We start from the raw sequence: 22,062 nt of genomic DNA, 5'->3' as shown, positions 1-22,062 counted from the left end.
CAGGACAAAACCACGTTGTCCGCCCCTCGGGAAGTGGGAGCCCGGATGGTGGGACAGCACGGCGGGCCGCGTACCACCGGCGCACAACCCCATACGTCTGCCCGCTCGGCGCCCCCTTCACGCCCCGCGCGACCACCGGACCGCACGTCGACCCGACAACTGCCCGCAGCCCCCGCCTCAGCGGTCTTCCCGCTGGTCAGCGTCGCCCTTCAGGCCGTTCGCCGCGCGTTCCCCCGTCGGCCGCGCCTCGTCCTCGCGCTGGTCGTCCCCCTGTTGCCGGAGTTCGTCCGGACGCTGTTCGACCTGATCCGCCGCCCGCGGGGCATCCCGCCAGCCGTTCTCGTCCCTCCGCTGGAGCAGCGCGAACGACGCCCCTTGATTGTCCGTGACGACCGCCACATTTCCGTACGAGGTGTCGAAGGGCGGCACCTGCACCCGGCCCCCGAGCCGGCTGACGGTCCCGAGCGCGGCCTCGCAGTCCTCCGTGCCGAAGTGGACCAGGAAGTGCGACGGCATCTCCGCCGGGAAGACCTCCGTGAGCGTGGCGCGGCCGAAGTCGGGGGTGGCGTCCGGGCCGAAGAGGGCGTCGTGGAAGAGGTGCGCGTAGAAGGAGTTGGCCGCCTTGGTGTCGCGGGTGTAGAGCTCGGCCCACGCGAACGTGCCGGGCTCGTGACGCCGACCGAAGCCGTGGTGCGCGGCGGCCTGCCAGAGACCGAAGACCGCGCTCTCCGGGTCCGTGGCGAGCGCGGCCGTGCCGAGACGGCCGACCGGGGTGGGCGGGATGATCACCTGACCGCCGGCCGCGACGATCCGGGCGGTGAGGGCGACCGCGTCAGGGGTCGCGAAGTGGACCGTCCACACGGTGGGCAGACGGCCGTCGGGTTTGGGGGCGAGGGCGGCGACGGGGGCGCCCTCGACGCGCGCCCACACCTCGTGCGCACCGTCTCCGGGCGCCACCTCGAAGGTCCACCCGAAGAGTTCGCCGTAGAACCGCTTGCCCGCTTCCACATCGGGCAACTGGGCATCCACCCAGCAGGGCACGCCCTCGGGATACGGGGCGCTTCCCGTCTCGGCGGCGCCCCCCGTCTCATCGGCCATAGCGCCAACGTAAACGCGCCCGCCCCACCCCGCGCGCCGGAGCATCCGACAGCGGCACGCACGGGGGCAGAGGGCGCCCCCCAAGGGGCGCGAGGAACTGCGCGACCAGCCCCCACCGAACCCGCACCCAAAAACCCCACCGGAGGGGGTCAAAGGGGCGCAGCCCCTCGTGAATGGAACGGCCAAGGGCCGCCGACGGGGGCGCCCCCCCAAGGGGCGCGAGGAACTGCGCGACCAGCCCCCACCGAACCCGCACCCAAGAACCCCACCGAGGGGGTCAAAGGGGCGCAGCCCCTTGTGGAAGGGACGGGTAGGGGCGGCGGGGGCGAAAGAAAATGGCCAACCCACTCCCCACTCACCACGCGAACCCCTTGGTGAAGCCCACACTCCCCATTTGCAGTCGGCCGAATCGCGCTCCGATCACCCCTCGGTAAGCTGACGGCATGACAGGACAAGTGCGTACCGTCGACGGCCGCGTGGCCGGCCGACGAGGGCAGGCGACCCGGCAGAAGCTGCTCGACTGCCTCAGCGAGATGCTCAGCTCGTCGCCCTACCGGGACGTCAAAGTCATTGATGTCGCCCGGAAGGCGGGCACTTCACCCGCGACCTTCTACCAGTACTTTCCGGACGTCGAGGGCGCCGTCCTGGAGATCGCCGAGCAAATGGCCACCGAGGGCGCCGCGTTGACGAGCCTCCTCGAAGGCCGCTCCTGGGTCGGCAAGGCCGGCTGGCAGACCGCGCAGGAACTCGTCGACGGATTCCTCGAGTTCTGGCGCAAGAACGACGCCATCCTCCGCGTCATCGACCTGGGCGCCGCCGAGGGCGACAAGCGCTTCTACAAGATCCGTATGAAGATCCTGAACTCGGTCACCAACTCCCTCTCGGAGACGGTCGCCGAACTCCAGGCCAAGGGTCGCGTCGACAAGGACGTGAACCCGGCGGCCCTCGCCGGTTCCCTGGTCGCCATGCTCGCCTCGGTCTCCGGCCACCAGAAGGGCTTCCAGACCTGGGGCGTGAAGCAGGCCGAACTGAAGCCCAACCTGGCCCTGTTGGTCCACCTGGGCATCACCGGCAAGAAGCCCACCAAGTAGCCAGGAGCCCCCGGGCACGCCCCCGGACGCGATTCCTGTCACGCAGACGGCACCCTCGCCCGAGGAGTGCCGCCTGCCGCGTTCACGGGACCGGGCCCTGCGACTCGCTCGGCACACGGCTCAGCGCCGCACGATCCGCCGGCACACGGCTCAACGCCGCACGATCCGCCGGCCCACGGCTCAGCGCCGTACGATCCGGAACACCCGGATCTCCCGGTCGACCCGGGCCTGGTACGTCGAGTACGGCGGCCAGAACCGCAGCAACTCCTGCCAGACGGCGGCCCGTTCCGCGCCCGCCAGCAGGTGTGCGGTGACGGGGATGTCCTGCCCCTTCCAGTTGATCTCGGCGTCGGGCTGGGCCAGCAGGTTGGCGCTCCAGGCGGGGTGACCCGGGCGACCGAAGTTCGACCCCACGAGAATCCAACTCCCGCCGCCCTCCTCGGGCATACAGGCCAGCGGCGTCCGCCGCGGCACCCCGCTGCGCGCGCCGGTCGCGGTCAGGACGACCCCGGGCAGCAGCTGCGCGCTGAGCAGCACGCGGCCCCGGGTGACCCGGTGCACCGCCCGGTCCAGGGCGGGGATGACGTGCGGCGCGACCCGGGCGAACGCGGGTGCCGAGGACACCTTCTGCACCAGCCGTACGCCCATGCCCTTGATCCCCTCGGTCATCCCCGCAGCGCTCCTCGAAGCCATCAGCCCCGCACCTCCTCGCGTACGCCCCGCTCGTGGAGCTCCCGACCACCGGGACCCCGTCCGTCAAGCCCCCTACCGGCGCCGTCCCGGCCGTGAACGTCCCGGCCGTGAACGTCCCGGCCGTCGCCGCCCCGACCGTCACCGTCCCGGCCGTCGCCGCCCCGACCGTCACCGTCCCGGCCGTGGCCGCCCCGGCCGGCGCCCGTGAAGACCCCCGCCGCGTCGGCCGCCCGCCCCCGTAGCCGGTGCACCTGTCCGAAGAGCAGCTCGTCCCCCGCCGCCCGCTTGAAGTACAGGTGCGCCTCGTGCTCCCAGGTGAACCCGATCCCCCCGTGGAGCTGGATCCCCTCCCCCGCGGCCACCCGCAAGGCCTCCAGGGCCTGGGCGAGTGCCAGCCCACCGACCCGTTCCTCTTGGCTACGGCCCTCGCCAGGGGACTCGGCCGCCGCCGCCCAGGCCGCGTAGTACGCCGCCGAGCGAGCCGCCCGCACCCGTACGTACACGTCCGCGAGCCGGTGCTTCACCGCCTGGAACGACCCGATCGGCCGCCCGAACTGCTCCCGCTGCCGCACATACGCGACCGTCCGCTCCAACGCCCGGTCGGCGGCGCCCACGGCCTCGGCGGCGAGCACGGCGGCCGCCGCGTCCCCGACACCGGCCAGGGCGCCCGGCACGTCCGCCTCGTCGTCGTCGCCCAGCAACTCGGCCCGCACATCCCGCAGTTCGAGCCTGGCCACCGGTCGCGTCTCGTCGACAGCGGTCTGCCGCACCCGTACGACCCCAGCACCGGCGCCAGTACCCGCAGCCGCACCCGCACCGGCACCGGCACCGGCACCGGCACCGGCACCGGCACCGGCACCGGCCCGAGCGTCGACGCCACCGCCCCCCTCCCCGCCCGCCCGCACCAGGAACAGCAGCGTCCGCGAGCGGGCGTACCCCCCGGCGTGCGCGGCGACGACCAGCAGTCCCGCGCTGTGCCCGTCGAGGACCTGTCCGGCCTCCCCGTAGAGCCGCCACGCGTCCCCGGCGCGTCGGGCCTGGACGCCGCCGGCCCGGCCGCCGCCGGACCACGCGCCCCTGTTGTCGGCGGTCAGGGCCAGTGCGGTGGACAGAGCGCCGCCCGGTACCGCGAGGGCGGCGGTGAGCCGGCCGGAGGCGAGCAGGGGGAGCAGCTCGGCGCGCTGCCGCTCGGTGCCGAGGGCGAGGATCAGGGGAGCGGCGAGGACGGAGGTGGCCAGCAGCGGGGAGGGGGCGAGCGCACGCCCCAACTCCTCCGCTGCCAGGGCGAATTCCGTCACCGAGCAGCCGACGCCGCCGTACGGTTCGGGGAGCGCGAGTCCCGGCAGCCCGAGCTGGTCGGAGAGGGCGGCCCACAGCCCGCTGTCGTACCCCTGCCCCGTCCGCACGGCGGCCCGGACCTCCTCCGGACCGCAGCGCTTGAGCAGCAACTCCCGTACGGTGCGCCGGATCTCCTCCTGCTCGGCGGTGAAGCGGGCATCCATGGGCGGCCCCCCTTCCATTCCCCCGGCCACGATCTCCATACCTGACGGACCGTCATATTAGGCGGGATGCCGACCGAAGCACAGGCCCGCCGCACGGGTTTGCGCAGCCCGAATCTGATGTACCGTCAGATTCATGACCCCTGCTGTGCCTGCCCCACAGGGACGAAAGGTCGCGGTCGTCGGCGTAGCCCTGTCCGACTGCGGCCGGGTGGACGACGCGACCCCGTACGCGCTCCATGCCCAGGCCGCCCGCCGCGCCCTCGCCGACGCGGGACTGGACCGCACGGCCGTCGACGGCCTCGCGTCGGCCGGACTGGGGACGCTGGCGCCGGTGGAGGTGGCGGAGTACCTGGGCCTGCGGCCCACCTGGGTGGATTCCACGTCCGTCGGGGGGTCCACCTGGGAGGTCATGGCGGCGCACGCGGCGGACGCCATCGCCGCCGGGCACGCGAACGTCGTGCTCCTCGTCTACGGCTCCACGGCCCGCGCGGACATCAAGGCGGGGCGCCGCACCGGCAACCTCTCCTTCGGGGCGCGCGGCCCGCTCCAGTACGAGGTCCCCTACGGGCACACCCTGATCGCCAAGTACGCCATGGCCGCGCGCCGCCACATGCACGAGTACGGCACCACCCTGGAACAACTGGCCTCGGTGGCCGTGCAGGCCCGGACGAACGCGGCGGCGAACCCCGAGGCGATGTTCCGCACCCCGATCACCGTCGACGACGTACTGTCGTCCGCGCCGATCGCCGACCCCTTCACCAAGCTGCACTGCTGCATCCGTTCCGACGGCGGCGCGGCGGTCGTGCTGGCGGCCGAGGAGTACGTACGGGACTGCCGGCCGACGACGCCCGTCTGGATCCTCGGCACCGGCGAGCACACCTCCCACACGACCATGTCCGAGTGGGAGGACTTCACCGTCTCCCCGGCGGCGGTCAGCGGGCGCCTGGCCTTCGAACGCGCCGGAGTGCGCCCCGCCGAGATCGACTTCGCCGAGATCTACGACGCCTTCACGTACATGACCCTCGTGACCCTGGAGGACCTCGGGTTCTGCGCCAAGGGCGAGGGCGGGGCCTTCGTGGAGAAGGACCGCCTGACCCTGACCGGCGACCTCCCCGTCAACACCGACGGCGGCGGCCTCTCCGCCCAGCACCCCGGGATGCGCGGCCTCTTCCTCCTCGTCGAGGCCGTACGCCAGCTGCGCGGCGAGGCGGACGCCCGCCAGATCCGCACCCCCACCGGCGACCTCCCCCGCCTGGCGGTCGCCTCGGGCACAGGTGGCTGGTTCTGCTCGTCGGGGACGGTGGTGCTGGGGCGGGGGTGAGCGGGCCGGAATAGCGGGCGGAGCCGGGGCGCTGAAGCGACTCGGCAGGCGAAGGCGCCCCCGAAGCATCCCGGAGGAAGTGACATGGCACTGTCCCGCAAGGAGCGCGAGGAGTTTCTGGCCGAGGCTCATGTGGCCGCGTTGGCGGTGGACGCGGAGGAGGGCCGGGCCCCGCTGACGGTACCGATCTGGTACCAGTACGAGCCCGGCGGCGACATCTGGGTCATGACCGGCCGGGACTCCCGCAAGAACCGGCTGATCCAGGCCGCCGGGCGCTTCACCCTGATGATCGACCGCCTGGAACCCACCATCCGCTACGTCTCCGTCGAGGGCCCCGTCACCGATACGACTCCCGCCACCCTCGACCAGCTCCGGGAGATCTCCGCGCGCTACCTCGCGCCCGAGAAGGTCGACGGCTACGTGGACTTCGCCTCCGCGAACCACGGCGACCAGGTCGTCATCCGTATGCGCCCCGAGCGGTGGGTCTCGTCCGATCTGGGCACGGTGTGAGACCGTCCCACCCATGATCGAGCCCCCTTCCCGGCCCGAGGCCCAGGCCCAGGCCGCACCCGACCCCGCTCCTGTCCGGCCGTCCGAGTTCGTGCAGGCCCTGCGCGGGCTGCGCGTCTGGGATCCCCAGGTCAGCGCCCTGCCCCTGTTCGACCCGGCCACGGCGCCCGCCGAGCCGGTGTCGCTCTTCGCCACCTGGTTCGGGGAGGTGGTGGCGGCCGGGGAGGTGGAGCCGCACACGATGTCGCTGGCCACGGCGGACGCGGAGGGCCGGCCGGACGTCCGTACGGTGATGCTGCACGACGTGGACGCGCGGGGCTGGCACTTCGCCTCCCACGCCGGAAGCCGCAAGGGCAGGCAGCTCGCGCACCGGCCCTACGCGTCCCTCGGCTTCTACTGGCCCCGCCTCGGCCGCCAGGTACGGGTGCGGGGCCCTGTCACGGTCGAGCCCGCCGAGGTCGCCCACGCCGACCTGCACACCCGATCGACGGGTGCGCTGGCCGCCGCCCTCGTGGGTCACCAGAGCGAAGTCCTCTCCTCGTACGAGGAGTTGGAGCGCGCGTCGGAGGCCGCCTGGGCACGGGCCGAGCGGGAACCGGACGTACCCGTGCCCTCCTGGACGGCGTACGTCGTGGAGCCGGACGAGGTGGAGTTCTTCCAGGGGGACGCGCGGCGCCGGCACGTACGGCTCGACTACCGCCGGGACGGCGGCGGTTGGGCCACGGAGCTGCTGTGGCCCTGACGCGCGCCGACCGTGGCGGTGAGCGTCGTTGGAGGTGCGGGTGTGGGCGTGGGTGTCCTCAGTCATGCGCCCGAGGTCGGGGGCGGAGCTGAAGGGCTTCTGAGGTGCGGCCGTGGGCGGTCTGTGCCCGGCCCGCCCGCCTCGGGCGCGGCGCGGACCGCCCTCAGACCTTCTCCCACACGGAGACGTGCTTGGTGCTGTCGTTCGTGAACGGCTCCCCCTTCCACCCCGCCCACCGGTTCCGCAACCGCATCCCGGCCAGTCGGGCCATCAGATCCAGCTCGGCCGGCCAGACGTACCGGAACGGGATCGACCGGTACTCCGTCCGTCCGTCGACGACCGTCACGTGGTGCGACCGCATCCCCTGCGTCGCCACGTCGTACGTGTCGAACCCGAGCCGCGTCGGGCCGACCCGGAACGGCACCGCGTTCTGCCCCGGCGGCAGTCTGCGCAGGTCCGGCACGCCGACCTCGATGACGAAGCGGCCGCCCCGCACGAGATGGGCGGCGGCGTTGCGGAAGCACTCCACCTGGGCGTCCTGCGTGGTCAGATTGCCGATCGTGTTGAAGACCAGGTACGCGACGGTGAAAGCGGGCCCGTCGACCCGTGCCGTGGCGAAGTCGCCGATGGTGACACCGATGTCGGCGCCGCCCGGCTTGGCCCGCAGCCGCCGCACCATGGCCCGCGACAGGTCGATCCCGTGCACCGGCACGCCCCGCCGGGCGAGCGGCAGCGCGATCCGCCCGGTGCCGACGCCGAACTCCAGCGCCCGCGCGTCCCCTCCCGGCCCGCCCGCGAGACCGGCGATCAGGTCCACCACGGGGTCCACGGCCTCCGGGCCGAACACCTCGTCGAAGGGGTCGTCCGAGGGGCCGTCGTAGTGGGCGGCGACGGCTTCCCCGAAGTACCCGTCGGGGTCGTCGACGGTCTCGTACTCTTCTCGGCTCTCCGCGCTCATCGCATCCCCTCCGGGGCCGGATCCGTGGCCAGTCGTGCGTGCAGGTGGGCGTCCCGGAACGCGTCCTGGCGCCCCTCCTCGAAGGCCGCCCCGCGCATGAGCCCCTCCAAGGCGAACCCGCACCGTTCGGCGATGCGGCAGGACGCGGCGTGGCCGACGACGTGGTCGAGTTCGAGCCGGTGGATGCCGAGTTCGGTGAAGGTCCAGCGGGCGGCGAGGTCGAGGGCCCGGGTGGCGACCCGGCGGCCACGGGCCTCGGGCAGCACCCAGTAGCCGACGACGGCCCTGCGCATATGCGCGTCGATCCCGCTCAGCCCGACCTGCCCGAGGGTCGCGCCGCTCTGAGCGTCCGTGATCCGGAAGGCCACGGTGGTGCCCTCCGCGTCGGACTCGGCCCGCCGCCGCAGCGACTCCCGGGCGCCCTCGAAGCTCGCGTCCCACACCAGCGGCGTGTTCCACCGCTGGAAGTCGGGATCGGTGCGGCCCCGCAACCACGCCTCGACATCGGCGTCGGACTCGGCGTCCCAGGCGCACAGGCGCAGCCCGTGACCGTGCGGCTCGGCCGAGGGTGGGCAGGCAGGATCGGGCAACGGGCTGAGGGCTCGCTCATCGGTACGGCTCACGCCCCCCATTGAAACGCGCGGCCCCTCACACCCGCACGCGAAATACGGGCACCACGAAGCCCCCGCTCTCCCGGAAGGCGACGTCGAGCCCCGTCCCCGCCCGCAGTTCCCCGCCCCCGTCCTCCCACTCCACGAGCTCGGTCATCATCCGGGGCCCCTCGGCGAGGTCGACGACGGCGGGCACGTACGGCGTGCGCTCCCCGAAGGGCGGCAGGTCGTTGCGGTGGACGACGGACCAGGTGTAGAGCACGGCGCGGCCGGAGGCCTCCTCCCATCGCACGTCCTCGCTCCAGCAGTAGGGGCAGAACTCGCGCGGATAGTGATGGGCGCGCCCACAGCCCGCCGCTCCGCACCGCCGCAGCAGCAGCAGCCCTTCCGCGGCGGCGTCCCAGTACGTACGACTGAGGCCGTCGGCCTCCGGCAGATCGAACCGCACGCCCTCGCCACCCTTCACCACCGGGCTCCCTTCACCCGTCAGAACAAGCCCAACGCGCTGTCGACGGACCACGTCTGCCAGGACATCCCGAACAGCGCCACCACCGAGATGAGCGCCATCATCGAGTTCTGCCCCTGCTCGGCCCAGTCGTGGATCATCAGCACGAGATACAGGAGGTTGAGCACCAGACCTCCGACGAGCGCGACCGGTGTGAGGAACCCGAGGACCAGCCCGAGCCCGAGGGCGAGTTCGGCGTAGACGACGACGTAGGCCATGGCCTTCGGCCGAGGCCTGACCACGACATCGAACCCACCACGCACCGCCCCCCACCGATGCTTCTCCGCCACCCCCGCGGCCCAGGCGATCCCGGTCCCCTCCGCGAACCAGGCCCTCTTGTCCTTGTGCCGCCAACTCTCCAGCCACCACAGCCCGAGCCCGATACGAAGCACGGCCACCCATTCGGCACCGCTGAGCCAGATCGTCTCCATGGACATCGCCCTTCCGCACCCACGCGGGTTTCTGACGGTATGTCAGTTCAGCGGACGGGGGGTGGATGCGCAAGAGACGCGGACCGGCCGACGGAACCCGGGGCGGGCGTGCCGCGAGATCCCGTCCGTCCCGTGTCCCGCCTAGGGCACGAACCCGATCGGCATGGCACGCCCGTACAACTCGTCAAGGCCGACCAGCAGTACGCCGCCCCGCTCCGCCGCGGCGCGCAGCGAGTCGCTGAATCCCGCGGCGCTGAAGAACGCCAGCCCGCAGTGGGCCGTGTCGAACCCTCGGCCCGCCAGCAGCTCGCGGGCCCGGTTCAGCCGCTCCAGGTGGCCGCTCCCCATGACGGTGCCCCACTTCGCTTCTCCCAGGAGGGCGACCGAGGGCCGTTGCCCCCCGGAACCCGGCTCGACGACAGCCACATCCACCTGGAGCTGCCGGCGTTCCGCCGAGTCGGTCACGATGCCGCTGCCGACCTCCCCCAGCGACGTACTGAGCAACGACCGGCCCGGTCCGATCACATAGTCACGGCAGACGGCCTCGAAATGCGGTCCGGCCACCTGCGCCGCGAACCGCTCGGTCGCCTGCCCCCACACCTCCGTGGCCTGGCCGCTCTCCAGCCGGGCCCAGGCGGGACGCATGACCGCCTCGTAGAAGTTGATCAGCGGTTCGGCGACGCGGTACTGCGACTTGCCCGCCCGGAAGACATCGGACTCCCGAACCAGGAGGTGACTGTCTTCGAGGACGTTGAGCGGGTGCGAGATGTCGACGGCCTTCCGGCCGATGTAACCGGCGATGCCGCCGCGCGTCGTGTTGCCCTGCGCCACGGCCGCCAGGACCGAGTGGTACAGGGCCGTGTCCCGGATGTCGGCCTCCTCGGCAAGCAGGTAACGCGCCTCCCGGAAGAGCGGACTGAACGGCGACAGGACCGTACGGCAGATCCAGTCGTCGAACGCCCGCAGGTTCTCGGGTACGTCGTCCGCCAGGAACTGGCGACGGTACGCGGGCGTGCCCCCGAGGACGGCGTGCAGTCGGGCCGCGAGGGCGGGCTCGTCGGCAACGCCCCAGAACTCCGCGGCGGCGCGGTAACCGAAAGGCCGTACGACGAGTTCGAGCTGGGCCCGGCCCCGCAGGGGGGCCGTGCTCGCCAGCAGCCCGCCCATGACCGACATCGCCGAACCGCACAGGAGCATCCGCATGCGGCTCTCCCGTGTCTGATGGCGATCGATCTCACGCTGGATGAGGGAGGGGAGTTCGGGAGCCACCTTGACCAGATAGGGAAACTCGTCGATGACGACGAGACGCGACACCTTCCCGCCCGCCACCCTCCCGCCCGGAGAAGCGAGGTCGAAGAGGGAGGAGATGGCGTCGTCCCACGTCGTGAAGGACAGAGGCGCCGGAGAGCCCACATGCTCGGCCAGGGCGGCACCGAACTGCCGAAGCGACTCCGTGGCGGTGCCCGCCGTGGCACCGAAGTAGAAGCCCCCGTACTGCTCGACCAAGGCCCTCAGCAGATACGTCTTCCCCATCCGGCGGCGACCGCTGACGACCCCGAGCATGGCTTGCGGCAGGGGTCGTTCCACGAAGGCGACGAGCGCCTCCCACTCGGACACACGGTCGAACACATGCGGAGGTTTGACCAACCCCGACTGACGCATCACGAGGGCCCTCACTCCTTAGGAGTACACTCCTAAGGAGTGTACTCCTAATAACTCCACTCCCCTACGAGCTCGGATCGTCAGGGCCTTCTGGCCGCGAGCCCGAGAGTGGCGCCCTCGAGCGGACCGAGTACTGCTCGGCGGCCGCGCAAGGGGGTGCAGGCAGGGAGGGGCCTCGGCCTGCCCCTCCCTGCCTGCACCGCGTACGGCCACCGCCTCCCCACACTCCGACCCACCTACGTCACCGATCCCACCCACCCCTCCTACACCCGTGATCAATCCGCAACCAATTCCGGTCTTGACCGAGACCCAACAAGTGAGGGCGTGAATACGCTCAGGCACATGGCCGACTCCAGTGCATCCGCGGGACCCGCGACCCCTGCCCCCTCCGACCGCCCCGTCTACGTGATCGGCGGCGGACCCGGCGGGCTGGCCGTCGCGCACGCGTTGCGGGTCCAGGGGGTGCGGGCGGTGGTGCTGGAGAAGTCGGACGCGGTCGGCGCGTCCTGGCGGCGGCACTACGACCGGCTGCACCTGCACACGACCCGCCGGCTGTCGGGGCTCCCCGGCCTCCCCATGCCACGCCGCTTCGGCCGATGGGTGTCGCGGGACAACGTGGTGCGGTACCTGGAGAAGTACGCCGAGGTGCACCAGCTGGAGATCGTGACGGGCGTCGAGGTGTCCCGGGTCGAGCGCACCCCGGACGGCACCGGCTGGCTGCTGCACGCCACCGGCGGCCGCGAGCTGACCGGCGGCGCGGTCGTCGTCGCCACCGGTTACAACCACACGCCCCGCATCCCCGACTGGCCCGGCCGGGACTCGTACGAGGGCGAGCTGGTGCACGCCGCCGAGTACCGCAACCCGAAGCCCTACGCCGGCCGGGACGTCCTCGTCGTCGGCATCGGCAACACCGGCGCCGAGATCGCCGTCGACCTCGTCGAGGGCGGGGCGGCGCGCGTACGGCTCGCGGTGCGGACGGCCCCGCACATCGTGCGCCGGACGACCGCCGGGTGGGCGGCCCAGTACACGGCCGTCCTCGTACGGCGGCTGCCGGTCGCCCTCGTGGACCGGCTCGCCAAGCCGGTGGCCAAGCTCAGCGTGCCGGACCTGTCGGCGCACGGCCTGGCCCGGCCCGACACCGGCCTCTACTCCCGCGTGCGCGAGGGCTCCATCCCCGTGCAGGACGTCGGCCTCATCGACGCCGTGCGCAAGGGGAAGGTCGAGATCGTCGGCCCGGTCGAGGGGTTCGAGGACGGCAAGGTCGTCCTCGGCGACGGCACCCGCATCGCGGTCGACGCCATGATTGCCGCCACCGGCTACCGGCGCGCCCTGGAGGGACTCGTCGGACACCTCGACGTGCTCGACGAACGCGGCAAGCCCGTCGCGCACGGCGCCCACACCCCCGTCAACGCCCCCGGCCTGTACTTCACCGGCTTCACCAACCCCATCAGCGGCATGTTCCGCGAACTCGCCCTCGACGCCGGGAAGATCGCCAAGGCGGTCGCGAAGACCGGCGGGGTCGCCACCCGCGACGCGATCACCGTACGCATCCGCACCGAGCGCTGACCGACCGACGGCCGTCGGCGTGACGACGGCCGTCCATCGCACCGACCGGATCGTCACCCGTGGCGAATCCGGCCACAGGTCTGACCGCCGCCCCGCGTGGGTACAACCTCCTTACTGCCGCGTAACTTTGCTCGCACACCCATTCCTGACACAGCGTCAGTTCAGTAGTCTGAAATCTGACGTGTCGTCAGAAACGTGTACGTCGCCACGTCACTGAATTGGCTGTCACACAGGAGCGGGCGGACCGATGCTTGGATCAACCCACGGCACCCTCACCACCGACTCCCGCCGGGCCCGGGCCATCGCATGCGGCGAACACCCCGCACAGGCCGTGCACGGCAGGCCCGCCGAGGCCGGAGACCTGGACGTCAGCGGACGCCCGCTGCACGCCGACGTCCCCGACCTGGACCGTTTCTTCCGCCCGGAGTCCGTCGCCGTCATCGGCGCCTCGGACACGGAGGGCCGGCCGAACAGCGGGATCACCCGGCAGTTGCTCGCCTGGTCCGAACGCGTCGGCGCCCGGTTCCACCCCGTGCACCCCACCCGCGAGTCGGTCTTCGGCATCCCCTGCGCGCCTTCCGTCGCCGCCCTGCCCGAACAGGTCGATCTCGCCGCGCTGCTCGTCTCCGACCCCCTCCCCCTGATCGGCGAACTGGCCGAGGCCAAGGTGAAGTTCGCCGTCGCCTTCGCCTCCGGTTTCGCCGAGACCGGCGCGCAGGGTGCCGCCGCCCAGGAACGGCTGGCCGCCGCCGTGGCCCGAGCCGACGGTCTGCGGCTGCTCGGCCCCAACACCAACCTCAACGCCTTCGAGCGCTTCCGCGACGACCTCGACGGCCCGGCGATCGCGCTGATCACCCAGTCCGGCCACCAGGGCCGCCCCGTCTTCTCGCTCCAGGAACTCGGTATCCGCCTCTCCCACTGGGCCCCCACCGGCAACGAGGCCGACCTGGAGACCGCCGACTTCATCTCCTACTTCGCCGAACGCCCCGAGGTCGGCGCCATCGCCGCCTACGTCGAGGGCCTCAAGGACGGCCGCGCCTTCCTCCTCGCCGCCGACCGGGCCGCCCGGCGCGGTGTCCCCGTCGTCGCCGTCAAGGTCGGCCGCACCGAGACCGGCGCCCGCACCGCCGCCTCCCACACCGGCAAGCTCACCGGCGCGGACGCGGTGGTCGACGCGGCGATGCGGCAGTACGGAGTGATCCGCGTCGACGGGCTCGACGAACTCCAGGACACAGCCACCCTGTTGGCACGGGCCCGGCGCGCGCCCAGCCAAGGATCATCGGCTCCGGGGCCGGCCGCACCCACTCCAGCCGCGCCGAGGCCGGCCGTGCCGAGGCCCGAAGGCGTCGTCGTCTATTCGATCTCGGGCGGCACGGGCGCGCACTTCGCCGACCTGGCCACCGAGGCCGGGCTGCCCCTCCCCACGCTCTCCGAGGCCAAGCAGGCCGAGCTGCACCAGTGGATCCCCGACTATCTGAGCGTGGCCAACCCCGTCGACAACGGCGGCCATCCCGTGGGCGACTGGCGCGGCCCCCGCATCCTCGACGCGATCCTCGACGACCCTGCCGTCGGGGTGCTGATCTGCCCCATCACCGGCCCCTTCCCTCCCATGAGCGACAAGCTCGCCCAGGACCTGGTGGCCGCGGCGGAGCGGACGGACAAGCTGGTGTGCGTGGTGTGGGGGTCCCCGGTGGGCACCGAGGCCGCCTACCGCGAGACGCTGCTCGGGTCCTCCCGGGTGGCGACCTTCCGTACCTTCGCCAACTGCATCACGGCCGTCCGCGCCCACCTCGACCACTCCCGCTTCACCGCCGCCTACCGCTCCCCCTTCGACGAGGCGCCCCGCACCACCTCGCCCTCCTTCCGCAAGGCGCAGGCACTGATGCGGCCGGGGCAGCAGCTGAGCGAGCACGCGGCCAAGCAGTTGCTGCGCGCGTACGGCATCCGCGTGCCGCGCGAGCAGTTGGTGACCAGTGCGGCGGCGGCCGTACGCGCGGCGAGTCTCGTCGGCTACCCGGTGGTGATGAAGGCGTCCGGCGCGAGCATCGCCCACAAGACGGAGCTCGGCCTGGTGAAGATCGGCCTGACCTCCGCGAGCCAGATCCGTGACGCCTATCGCGAACTCACCGACATCGCCCGCTACGAGGACGTCTCCCTCGACGGGGTGCTGGTGTGCCAGATGGTCGAACGGGGAGTGGAGATGGTCGTGGGCGTGACCCACGACGACCTCTTCGGGCCCACGGTCACGGTGGGCCTCGGCGGCGTCCTCGTGGAGGTGCTCCGCGATTCCGCCGTGCGGGTGCCGCCCTTCGGCGAGGACCAGGCCCACGCCATGCTCACCGAGCTGCGCGGGCGGGCCCTGCTGGACGGGGTGCGCGGGGCTCCACCGGCCGACGTGGACGCCCTCGTGGAGGTCGTGCTCCGCGTGCAGCGCATGGCGCTCGAACTCGGGGACCAGATAGCGGAGCTGGACATCAACCCGCTGATGGTGCTGCCGAGGGGGCAGGGGGCGGTGGCCCTGGACGCGCTGGCGGTGTGCCGCTGAGCGCCGACGCACCCGGAAGGCGCCCCGCACACCCCAGAGCACCCTCACTCCCCGTAAGAATCGGAGCACCCACATGTCCGCTTCCCCCCTTGAACATCCCGAAAAATCCCGTGACTCATTGATACTGCACGCCACTGACAACGCCGTCTCGTGGATCACCCTCAACCGCCCCGAGGCGATGAACGCCATAGCTCCTGACCAGCGAGAACGCCTCATCCAACTCCTCTTTGAGGCCTCCGCGGACCCCGCCGTGCGCGCGGTGGTGATCACGGGCACCGGTCGCGGATTCTGCGCGGGCGCGGACCTAAGGGGGACGGCGACCGGCGGCGGGTCCTCGCCGGGAGGCGGCTCCACGTCGAGGGTCGGGCCCCCGGGAGCCGGACCCTCGGGAGGAGACGGGACGCGGGTGGCCGGTGACGTGGCGCGCGTGATCCGCCTCGGCGCCCAGCGCCTCATCGCGGCCGTACTGGACTGCGAGAAGCCGGTGATCGCGGCGGTGAACGGCACGGCCGCCGGCCTCGGCGCGCACCTCGCCCTCGCCTGCGACCTCGTCCTCGCGGCCGAAGGCGCCCGCTTCATCGAGGTGTTCGTACGACGCGGCCTCGTCCCCGACGGCGGCGGGGCGTACCTCCTCCCCCGCCTCGTCGGCCCCCAGCGGGCGAAGGAGCTGATGTTCTTCGGTGACGCCCTGCCCGCCGCCGACGCGCATCGTCTCGGCCTCGTCAACCGGGTCGTCCCCGCCGCGGACCTGGAGAAGACGGCCCGCGAGTGGGCCGAACGCCTCGCCGCCGGCCCCACCCGCGCCATCGCACTGACCAAGCACCTGGTCAACACGTCCCTCGACACCGACCGCGCCACCGCCTTCAGCGCCGAGGCCACCGCCCAGGAGATCAACATGACGACGGCGGACGCCCAGGAGGGCGTGACGAGCTTCGTGGAGCGCCGCGACCCTCACTACGAGGGCCGCTGACGCCCACCGAAGAACCATGACGAGGCAACCTGGCGGAGAACATGAAGGCATGACGAGCCTTCACTTCTGACGGACCGTCAGTTTCAATGGTCGACGTGATGGGACACGCGGGAATGGCAGCCGCCGCCGTCCGCTACCTGAGAGCGGACCCGGCGAACAGGAGCCGGGAGAAGCGGGAGAAGAGCGCCGCCCGGCCGGTCGTCGAGGCCCTGCCCCGCCCCGAGCTGCGCTGTGTCGGCGAGCACGAGCGGCCACCGGTCGGCCAGGCCGAGTTCCGGCGCGTCCTCGGGAACTTCGCGACGGGGGTCACGGTGATCACGGCCCCGGGAGCCCCGGGAGCCCCGGAAACCCCGTCGGCCTCGGGAGCCCTGGTGACACCGGCCCCGGCTCCCGCTCCCGCCCCCGCCCCGGCCGGCTTCGCCTGCCAGTCCTTCTCGGCCCTGTCCCTCGACCCGCCGCTCGTCGTCTTCATGGTCGGCCGTACGTCGACGACCTGGCCCCGGATCGCCCGCGCGGGCGTCTTCTGCGTGAACGTACTCGGCGCGGATCAGGGCGAGTTGTGCCGACGCTTCGCGGTGAGCGGCACGGACAAGTTCGCCGGCGTCGCCCACACCCCGGCCCCCGCCACGGGCTCCCCCCGCCTCACCGGCGCCCCCGCCTGGATCGACTGCACGATCCACGCCGTCCACCCCGGCGGCGACCACCTGATCGTGGTGGGCCGGGTGGAGGCGCTGGGCGCCGACGCGGAGGCGCCACCACCCCTGCTGTTCCACCGGGGCCGCTTCGGGGAACTCAGGAGCTGAGGACAGGCGGGCGGGACCATGCCCGCCCTCCCCCTCCTCGAACGGTTCGCCGTCGCCCTCGGCATGCGCCTCCACGTCGCCTTCGAGCCACGCGACCGCGCGGGCTGAGGCGTCCCCCTGCCCGCCCCGGCAACTCAGGCCACCGTCGCCCCCACCTTCCCCACCGGCCCCCGCCGTATCACCAGCGCCATCAGTGCCGCCGCCGCGCACAGCGCGCCCGAGGCGTACCAGACGACGTCGTAGCGGCCGAACGCGTCGCGGGCGAGGCCGCCGAGGAAGGCGACGAGGGCGGCTCCGACCTGGTGGGAGGCGAGGACCCAGCCGAAGACGATGGCACTGTCCTGCCCGTAGTGCTCGCGGCACAGCGCCATGGTGGGCGGGACGGTGGCGACCCAGTCGAGGCCGTAGAAGACGATGAAGAAGATCATCGGGAGATGGACCGTCGGCGCCAGCAGGATCGGGAGGAAGAGGAGCGAGACGCCCCGGAACGCGTAGTACACCGCCAGCAGCCGCCGTGAGTCGAAGCGGTCCGTGAACCAGCCCGAGGCGATCGTGCCGAGGACGTCGAAGACCCCGATGACCGCCAGCAGCGAGGCCGCCGCCGTGATCGGCATGCCGTGGTCGTGGGCGGCCGGAACGAAGTGGGTCTGGATGAGGCCGTTGGTGGAGGCGCCGCAGATCGCGAACGTCCCGGCCAGCAGCCAGAACGGCCCCGTCCGCACCGCCGAGAACAGCACCCTCACCGCCCGCCGCGCCGCCCCCTGCACCGGCCCCGGCTTGGGCACGAACTCCTTCGCCCCGTACGGCTTCAGTCCCACGTCCGCCGGGTGGTCCCGCAGCAGCAGCCAGACGAACGGCACGACGGCCAGCGCGGCGAGCGCCACGGTGACGGAGGCGGGCCGCCAGCCTCGCTCGGAGACGATCCACGACAGCAGCGGCAGGAAGATCAGCTGCCCGGACGCCGAGGCCGCGGTCAGGATGCCCGAGACCAGACCCCGCCGTTCGGTGAACCAGCGGTCGGTGACGGTCGCCGCGAACGCCAGCGCCATCGAACCGGACCCCAGCCCCACCAGCAGCCCCCAGCAGAGCATCAACTGCCAGGCCGAGGTCATCCACACCGTCGCACCCGCGCCGACCGCGATCACCGTCAACGCCACCGCGACGACCCGGCGGATGCCGAAGCGGTCCATCAGCGCGGCGGCGAAGGGGGCCGTCAGACCGTACAGCGCCAGATTGATCGAGACCGCCGACGCGATGGTGCCGCGCGACCAGTCGAACTCCTGGTGCAGCGGATCGATCAGCAGCCCCGGCAGCGAACGGAAGGCCGCCGCGCCGATGATCGTCACGAAGGTGACGGCGGCGACGAACCACGCGCGGTGCATACGCACCCGGCCGACACCGCCATTGCCACCGCCGGCACCGCCACCGCCACCGATACGGGCGTCGGAGGGGCGGGAGTCGGCGGTGGCGTCATCGGCTGTCTGGGTCATGCCGTCAAGCTTCCGACCTGCGGTCATCCCGGACGAGTGGCCGAAGGGACAGTGTTCGCTAGGATCGGGCCATGACCGCCGTCCCGCCGGCCGAGCGGCCCGCCGCCCGACACCGCGTCGTGGTGCTCGCCCTCGACGGCCTGCTCCCCTTCGAACTCGGCATCCCGCAGCGCATCTTCGGCAAGGCACGGGACGCCGCGGGACGACCGCTCTACGACATCGTCACCTGCTCGATCCGGCCGCCCGGCCCGGTAAAGACGGACGCCGACTTCGCGATCCTCGTCCCGAACGGCCCGGAGGCCCTCGCCACCGCCGACACGGTCGTCGTGCCCGCCTCGTTCGAGCTGGGCCCGGTCCACGAGGAGGGCCTCCTCACCCCCGAACTGGCCACCGCCGTCGCCCACATCCGCCCCGGCACCCGGCTGGTGTCCATCTGCACCGGCGGCTACGTCCTGGCCGCGGCCGGTTTCCTCGACGGTCGTCCGGCGACCACGCACTGGCACCACGCCGAACACTTCCAGCGGCTCTTCCCGAAGGTACGGGTCGACGCGGACGTCCTCTTCGTCGACGACGGTGACGTCCTCACCTCCGCGGGCGTCGCGGCCGGGATCGACCTGTGCCTGCATCTCGTACGACGCGACCACGGCACCGGCGTCGCCAACGACGTGGCCCGGCGCACGGTCGTGCCGCCGCACCGGGACGGCGGGCAGGCCCAGTACATCCAGCGGCCACTGCCCGAGCCGAAGACGGCGACCACGACCGCCGCCCGGGCGTGGGCCCTCGGGCGGCTCCACGAACCGATCCAGCTGCGGGACATGGCCGCGCAGGAGTCCATGTCCGTCCGCACGTTCACCCGCCGCTTCCGTGAGGAGGTCGGCGTCAGCCCGGGCCAGTGGCTCACCCGCCAACGCGTCGAACGCGCCCGCCACCTCCTCGAATCCACCGACCTCACCATCGACCAGGTCGCCCACGACGCGGGCTTCGGTACGGCCCAGTCCATGCGGCAGCACCTCCAGGCGGTGCTGGGGGTGACCCCGACGGCGTACCGACGGACGTTCCGCTCCGCCGGGGCAGCCGGGCCCACCGGGACCACCGGGACCACCGGGACCACCGGGACCACCGGGGCGACCGGGACCACCGAAGGCCCCGGCCCCACCGGAGGCGCCGAGGCACCGAGGCCGCTCAGAACGTGAGCACCGCCCGTGCCACCCGCCCCTCCCCCGCGTCCTCCGCCGCCTTCGCGAAGTCCTCCACGGGATAGGTGGCCGTGACCAGCTCGTCCAGGAGCAGTCGTCCCTCCCGGTACAGGTCGGCGTAGAGGGCGATGTCCCGCTGCGGTCGCGACGACCCGTAGCGGCAGCCCAGGATCGACTTGTCCAGGTAGAGGGAGGAGACGAGGAAGGAGGCCTCGGCGGTCGCGGCCGGCACTCCGAGCAGAACCGCCTGCCCGTGCCGGTCCAGCAGGTCGACGGCCTGGCGGACGAGGTCGACGCGGCCGACGCACTCGAACGCGTGGTCGGCTCCGGTGGGGAGAACGTCCCGCACGCCTGCCACGGACGTCAGGAAGTGCGTGGCCCCGAACAGCCGCGCCACCGCCTCCTTGTCCGGGTTGGCGTCCACGGCGACGATCCGCGTGGCCCCCGCGATGCGCGCGCCCTGCACCACGTTGAGCCCGATCCCCCCGGCTCCGATGACGACGACGGCGTCCCCCCGGTCGACACGGGCCCGGTTGAGCACCGCGCCCACCCCGGTCAGCACCCCGCACCCGATCAGCGCGGCGGAGGTCAGCGGGATGTCCTCCGGTATCCGTACGGCCTGCACGGCCTTGACCACCGTCTGCTCGGCGAAGGCGGAGTTCGCGGCGAACTGGAACACCTCCCGCCCACCCCGTGAGAACGGCCGCGTGGGCCGCCCGATCGCCCGTCGGCACATCGTCGGCCGTCCCCGGTCGCAGTCGGCGCAGGCCCCGCAGTTGGCGAGGGTGGACAGGGCGACATGGTCCCCGGGCCGGACATGGCGGACCCCCGCCCCCACCTCGGCGACGACCCCCGCTCCCTCATGCCCGAGCACCACGGGAACGGGGAACGGAATGGTCCCGTCCACCACCGACAGATCGCTGTGGCAGAGCCCCGCGGCCGCGATCGCCACCCTCACCTCGCCGGGCCCCGGATCGCGCACGGCCAGGTCGTCGACGACCTCGGCGCGCTTCCCGTCGAACACCACTCCGCGCATGGCCTCCACCCCTCAGCGTCTCAGCCTCTCGGCTCCCTCGGCAGACCGAGCACCCGCTCGGCGATGATCGTGCGCTGCACCTCGTCCGAACCGCCGTAGATGGTGTCGGCCCGGCTGAACAGGAAGAGCTGCTGGAACGGGTCCAGTTGGTACGGCTCGGCCGCCGACCACTCCCGCTGTCCGACGGCCGCCCTCGCGCCCCGCACCTCCATCGCCAGCTCTCCGAGCCGCCGATGCCACCGCCCCCACAGCAACTTGGCCACACTCGGCGCGCCCGGCTCCGCGCCGCTCTCCGCTCCGCCCTCCGCCCCGCCGAGCGTGCGCAGTGCGTTCCACCGCATGGTCTTCAACTCGGCCCACTGGCGTACGAGATGATTACGGACGACGGCGTCGTCCACGGCCCCGCTGTCCACCGCGGCCCGTACGACGTCCGCCAACTCCTTCTCGAACCCGATCTGTTGGGCGAGGGTCGACACCCCGCGCTCGAAGCCGAGCAGCCCCATGGCCACCCGCCAGCCGTTCCCCTCACTCCCGACGACATGCTCCGCGCGGGCGTGCGCCCCGTCGAAGAACACCTCGTTGAACTCGCTCGTCCCGGTCATCTGCCGGATGGGCCGCACCTCGATCCGCCCCGGCTGGTCCATGGGCACGAGCAGCAACGACAGCCCGTGGTGGCGCTCGGAACCCGCCTCGGTACGGGCCAGTACGAAGCACCAGTCGGCCTCGTGGGCGAGCGAGGTCCAGATCTTCTGTCCGGTGATCCGGTACGACCCGTCCCCGGTCCGTTCCGCCTTCGTCCGCACTCCGGCGAGGTCGGACCCGGCGCCGGGCTCGCTGTACCCCTGGCACCAGAGTTCGTCGCCGCGCGCGATCGCCGGCAGGAACCGCCGCTTCTGCTCCTCGCTCCCGAACGCGATCAGCGTCGGCGCGAGCAGCTTCTCCCCGATGTGTCCGGAGCGGGCGGGTACGTCGGCCCGCGCGTACTCCTCGGCCCACACCACCTGCTGGACGAGCGTGGCCGTGCGGTTGCCGTACCCACCCTCGCTCCAGCCGAGCCCGATCCACCCGGCGGCGCCGAGCGTCCGCTCCCAGGCGCGCCGGTCCTCCCGCACCCCGGCGTGCGCCCCCAGCCAGGCTCGTGCCTCCTCCCGGAACGCCTCGTCCTCGTCCCCGAACCCGAAGTCCATGCCACCTCCAAGTTGACCGCCGCGGGTGATATCGGTGCGTTGTCGGGTGCGGGTCCGGTGGGGCTTCTCGCGCAGTTCCCCGCGCCCCTAAAAGCCCATGCCCTTGCGGGCCCGAAAAGCAGGGGGCGCAGCCCCTGCTTTTCAG

At 72.5% G+C, this 22,062-nt stretch carries 20 protein-coding genes; 9 read left to right on the top strand and 11 right to left on the bottom strand.

The features are described from left to right. Positions 1–177 precede the first annotated feature (177 nt). On the bottom strand, positions 178–1,098 hold the full coding sequence (gene kbpA / locus RM704_RS27000; RefSeq protein ID WP_033531817.1) for an AfsK-binding protein KbpA: 921 nt from the start codon (positions 1,096–1,098) through the stop codon (positions 178–180). 443 nt (positions 1,099–1,541) lie between these two features. Between kbpA and RM704_RS26995 the strand changes: the two genes are divergently transcribed. Beyond that, entirely contained in the window at positions 1,542–2,189 is a 648-nt protein-coding gene (locus tag RM704_RS26995; protein ID WP_033525860.1) for a TetR family transcriptional regulator, read from the top strand. 180 nt (positions 2,190–2,369) lie between these two features. On the opposite strand, the gene RM704_RS26990 is transcribed toward RM704_RS26995, so the two are convergent. Together RM704_RS26990 and RM704_RS26985 are read right to left on the bottom strand one after the other, a co-directional pair. Then, the gene (locus RM704_RS26990) at positions 2,370–2,858 is read right to left on the bottom strand and encodes a nitroreductase/quinone reductase family protein (protein WP_033525861.1); all 489 of its coding nucleotides are present in this window, start codon (positions 2,856–2,858) and stop codon (positions 2,370–2,372) included. Positions 2,859–2,881: 23 nt separating this feature from the next. Further along, complete coding sequence (locus RM704_RS26985; protein ID WP_311591326.1) at positions 2,882–4,384, bottom strand: acyl-CoA dehydrogenase family protein; 1,503 nt, start codon at positions 4,382–4,384, stop codon at positions 2,882–2,884. A gap of 133 nt (positions 4,385–4,517) precedes the next feature. Here RM704_RS26985 and RM704_RS26980 point away from each other — a divergent pair, with 133 nt between their 5' ends. From RM704_RS26980 to RM704_RS26970, 3 genes are all read left to right on the top strand, one after another. Next, a complete protein-coding gene (locus RM704_RS26980) occupies positions 4,518–5,705 on the top strand; it encodes a thiolase C-terminal domain-containing protein (protein ID WP_052145894.1) in 1,188 nt (395 codons plus the stop codon). 84 nt (positions 5,706–5,789) lie between these two features. Continuing rightward, on the top strand, positions 5,790–6,215 hold the full coding sequence (locus RM704_RS26975) for a pyridoxamine 5'-phosphate oxidase family protein (RefSeq protein WP_033525863.1): 426 nt from the start codon (positions 5,790–5,792) through the stop codon (positions 6,213–6,215). 13 nt (positions 6,216–6,228) lie between these two features. After that, positions 6,229–6,957 (top strand): pyridoxine/pyridoxamine 5'-phosphate oxidase, encoded by a 729-nt coding sequence (locus tag RM704_RS26970; RefSeq protein WP_033525864.1) that lies wholly within the window; start codon positions 6,229–6,231, stop codon positions 6,955–6,957. Between the two features lie 163 nt (positions 6,958–7,120). Here the strand turns inward: RM704_RS26970 and RM704_RS26965 are convergent, their stop codons facing one another. The 5 genes from RM704_RS26965 to RM704_RS26945 all read right to left on the bottom strand — a co-directional run bounded on the left by RM704_RS26965 (position 7,121) and on the right by RM704_RS26945 (position 11,124). Then, complete coding sequence (locus RM704_RS26965) at positions 7,121–7,915, bottom strand: class I SAM-dependent DNA methyltransferase (RefSeq protein ID WP_033525865.1); 795 nt, start codon at positions 7,913–7,915, stop codon at positions 7,121–7,123. Next, a complete protein-coding gene (locus tag RM704_RS26960) occupies positions 7,912–8,538 on the bottom strand; it encodes a GNAT family N-acetyltransferase (protein WP_033526030.1) in 627 nt (208 codons plus the stop codon). Before RM704_RS26960 ends, RM704_RS26965 begins: the two co-directional genes overlap by 4 nt. Before the next feature lie 25 nt (positions 8,539–8,563). Then, positions 8,564–8,992, bottom strand: a complete 429-nt coding sequence (locus RM704_RS26955) for a Zn-ribbon domain-containing OB-fold protein (RefSeq protein WP_311591325.1) — start codon at positions 8,990–8,992, stop codon at positions 8,564–8,566. Positions 8,993–9,012: 20 nt separating this feature from the next. Next, positions 9,013–9,462 carry a DoxX family membrane protein gene (locus tag RM704_RS26950; protein WP_033526032.1) on the bottom strand — a complete coding sequence of 150 codons (450 nt, stop codon included), beginning with the start codon at positions 9,460–9,462 and terminating at the stop codon, positions 9,013–9,015. 141 nt (positions 9,463–9,603) lie between these two features. Then, positions 9,604–11,124: an AAA family ATPase gene (locus tag RM704_RS26945; protein ID WP_078936997.1), complete on the bottom strand. Its 1,521-nt coding sequence runs from the start codon at positions 11,122–11,124 to the stop codon at positions 9,604–9,606. Between the two features lie 342 nt (positions 11,125–11,466). Between RM704_RS26945 and RM704_RS26940 the strand changes: the two genes are divergently transcribed. The 4 genes from RM704_RS26940 to RM704_RS26925 all read left to right on the top strand — a co-directional run bounded on the left by RM704_RS26940 (position 11,467) and on the right by RM704_RS26925 (position 17,008). Then, positions 11,467–12,690, top strand: coding sequence for a flavin-containing monooxygenase (locus RM704_RS26940; RefSeq protein ID WP_033525866.1), 1,224 nt, complete (start codon positions 11,467–11,469; stop codon positions 12,688–12,690). Positions 12,691–12,937: 247 nt separating this feature from the next. After that, a complete protein-coding gene (locus tag RM704_RS26935) occupies positions 12,938–15,235 on the top strand; it encodes an acetate--CoA ligase family protein (protein ID WP_033525867.1) in 2,298 nt (765 codons plus the stop codon). Between the two features lie 73 nt (positions 15,236–15,308). Then, positions 15,309–16,205 carry an enoyl-CoA hydratase/isomerase family protein gene (locus tag RM704_RS26930; RefSeq protein WP_052145895.1) on the top strand — a complete coding sequence of 299 codons (897 nt, stop codon included), beginning with the start codon at positions 15,309–15,311 and terminating at the stop codon, positions 16,203–16,205. Between the two features lie 98 nt (positions 16,206–16,303). Beyond that, positions 16,304–17,008 (top strand): flavin reductase family protein, encoded by a 705-nt coding sequence (locus RM704_RS26925; protein WP_311591324.1) that lies wholly within the window; start codon positions 16,304–16,306, stop codon positions 17,006–17,008. Positions 17,009–17,142: 134 nt separating this feature from the next. Here the strand turns inward: RM704_RS26925 and RM704_RS26920 are convergent, their stop codons facing one another. Continuing rightward, positions 17,143–18,498, bottom strand: a complete 1,356-nt coding sequence (locus RM704_RS26920) for an MFS transporter (protein ID WP_033525869.1) — start codon at positions 18,496–18,498, stop codon at positions 17,143–17,145. A 71-nt stretch (positions 18,499–18,569) separates the two neighbouring features. Between RM704_RS26920 and RM704_RS26915 the strand changes: the two genes are divergently transcribed. Beyond that, positions 18,570–19,691: a GlxA family transcriptional regulator gene (locus tag RM704_RS26915; protein WP_078936998.1), complete on the top strand. Its 1,122-nt coding sequence runs from the start codon at positions 18,570–18,572 to the stop codon at positions 19,689–19,691. Here the strand turns inward: RM704_RS26915 and RM704_RS26910 are convergent. Together RM704_RS26910 and RM704_RS26905 are read right to left on the bottom strand one after the other, a co-directional pair. Beyond that, positions 19,681–20,730, bottom strand: a complete 1,050-nt coding sequence (locus RM704_RS26910; RefSeq protein WP_033526036.1) for a Zn-dependent alcohol dehydrogenase — start codon at positions 20,728–20,730, stop codon at positions 19,681–19,683. The genes RM704_RS26915 and RM704_RS26910 overlap by 11 nt on opposite strands. A 20-nt stretch (positions 20,731–20,750) precedes the next feature. Next, positions 20,751–21,917, bottom strand: coding sequence for an acyl-CoA dehydrogenase family protein (locus RM704_RS26905; RefSeq protein WP_033525870.1), 1,167 nt, complete (start codon positions 21,915–21,917; stop codon positions 20,751–20,753). Positions 21,918–22,062: the final 145 nt, after the last annotated feature.

Origin of the sequence: Streptomyces gottesmaniae (genome assembly GCF_031845845.1) — a bacterium.
Classification (GTDB): domain Bacteria; phylum Actinomycetota; class Actinomycetes; order Streptomycetales; family Streptomycetaceae; genus Streptomyces; species Streptomyces akebiae.
Note: the sequence above shows the minus strand (reverse complement) of the source record. Positions and strands in the feature narration are given on the sequence as shown.

Bases quoted from the DNA above. Each gene is read 5' to 3' on its own strand.
- RM704_RS26905 (WP_033525870.1), bottom strand. From the start codon at position 21,917: ATGGACTTCGGGTTCGGGGACGAGGACGAGGCGTTCCGGGAGGAGGCA.
- RM704_RS26970 (WP_033525864.1), top strand. From the start codon at position 6,229: ATGATCGAGCCCCCTTCCCGGCCCGAGGCCCAGGCCCAGGCCGCACCC.
- RM704_RS26985 (WP_311591326.1), bottom strand. From the start codon at position 4,384: ATGGATGCCCGCTTCACCGCCGAGCAGGAGGAGATCCGGCGCACCGTA.
- RM704_RS26920 (WP_033525869.1), bottom strand. From the start codon at position 18,498: ATGACCCAGACAGCCGATGACGCCACCGCCGACTCCCGCCCCTCCGAC.
- kbpA (WP_033531817.1), bottom strand. From the start codon at position 1,098: ATGGCCGATGAGACGGGGGGCGCCGCCGAGACGGGAAGCGCCCCGTAT.
- RM704_RS26990 (WP_033525861.1), bottom strand. From the start codon at position 2,858: ATGACCGAGGGGATCAAGGGCATGGGCGTACGGCTGGTGCAGAAGGTG.
- RM704_RS26950 (WP_033526032.1), bottom strand. From the start codon at position 9,462: ATGGAGACGATCTGGCTCAGCGGTGCCGAATGGGTGGCCGTGCTTCGT.
- RM704_RS26945 (WP_078936997.1), bottom strand. From the start codon at position 11,124: ATGCGTCAGTCGGGGTTGGTCAAACCTCCGCATGTGTTCGACCGTGTG.
- RM704_RS26965 (WP_033525865.1), bottom strand. From the start codon at position 7,915: ATGAGCGCGGAGAGCCGAGAAGAGTACGAGACCGTCGACGACCCCGAC.
- RM704_RS26995 (WP_033525860.1), top strand. From the start codon at position 1,542: ATGACAGGACAAGTGCGTACCGTCGACGGCCGCGTGGCCGGCCGACGA.
- RM704_RS26940 (WP_033525866.1), top strand. From the start codon at position 11,467: ATGGCCGACTCCAGTGCATCCGCGGGACCCGCGACCCCTGCCCCCTCC.
- RM704_RS26915 (WP_078936998.1), top strand. From the start codon at position 18,570: ATGACCGCCGTCCCGCCGGCCGAGCGGCCCGCCGCCCGACACCGCGTC.
- RM704_RS26930 (WP_052145895.1), top strand. From the start codon at position 15,309: ATGTCCGCTTCCCCCCTTGAACATCCCGAAAAATCCCGTGACTCATTG.
- RM704_RS26935 (WP_033525867.1), top strand. From the start codon at position 12,938: ATGCTTGGATCAACCCACGGCACCCTCACCACCGACTCCCGCCGGGCC.
- RM704_RS26975 (WP_033525863.1), top strand. From the start codon at position 5,790: ATGGCACTGTCCCGCAAGGAGCGCGAGGAGTTTCTGGCCGAGGCTCAT.
- RM704_RS26910 (WP_033526036.1), bottom strand. From the start codon at position 20,730: ATGCGCGGAGTGGTGTTCGACGGGAAGCGCGCCGAGGTCGTCGACGAC.
- RM704_RS26980 (WP_052145894.1), top strand. From the start codon at position 4,518: ATGACCCCTGCTGTGCCTGCCCCACAGGGACGAAAGGTCGCGGTCGTC.
- RM704_RS26925 (WP_311591324.1), top strand. From the start codon at position 16,304: ATGGGACACGCGGGAATGGCAGCCGCCGCCGTCCGCTACCTGAGAGCG.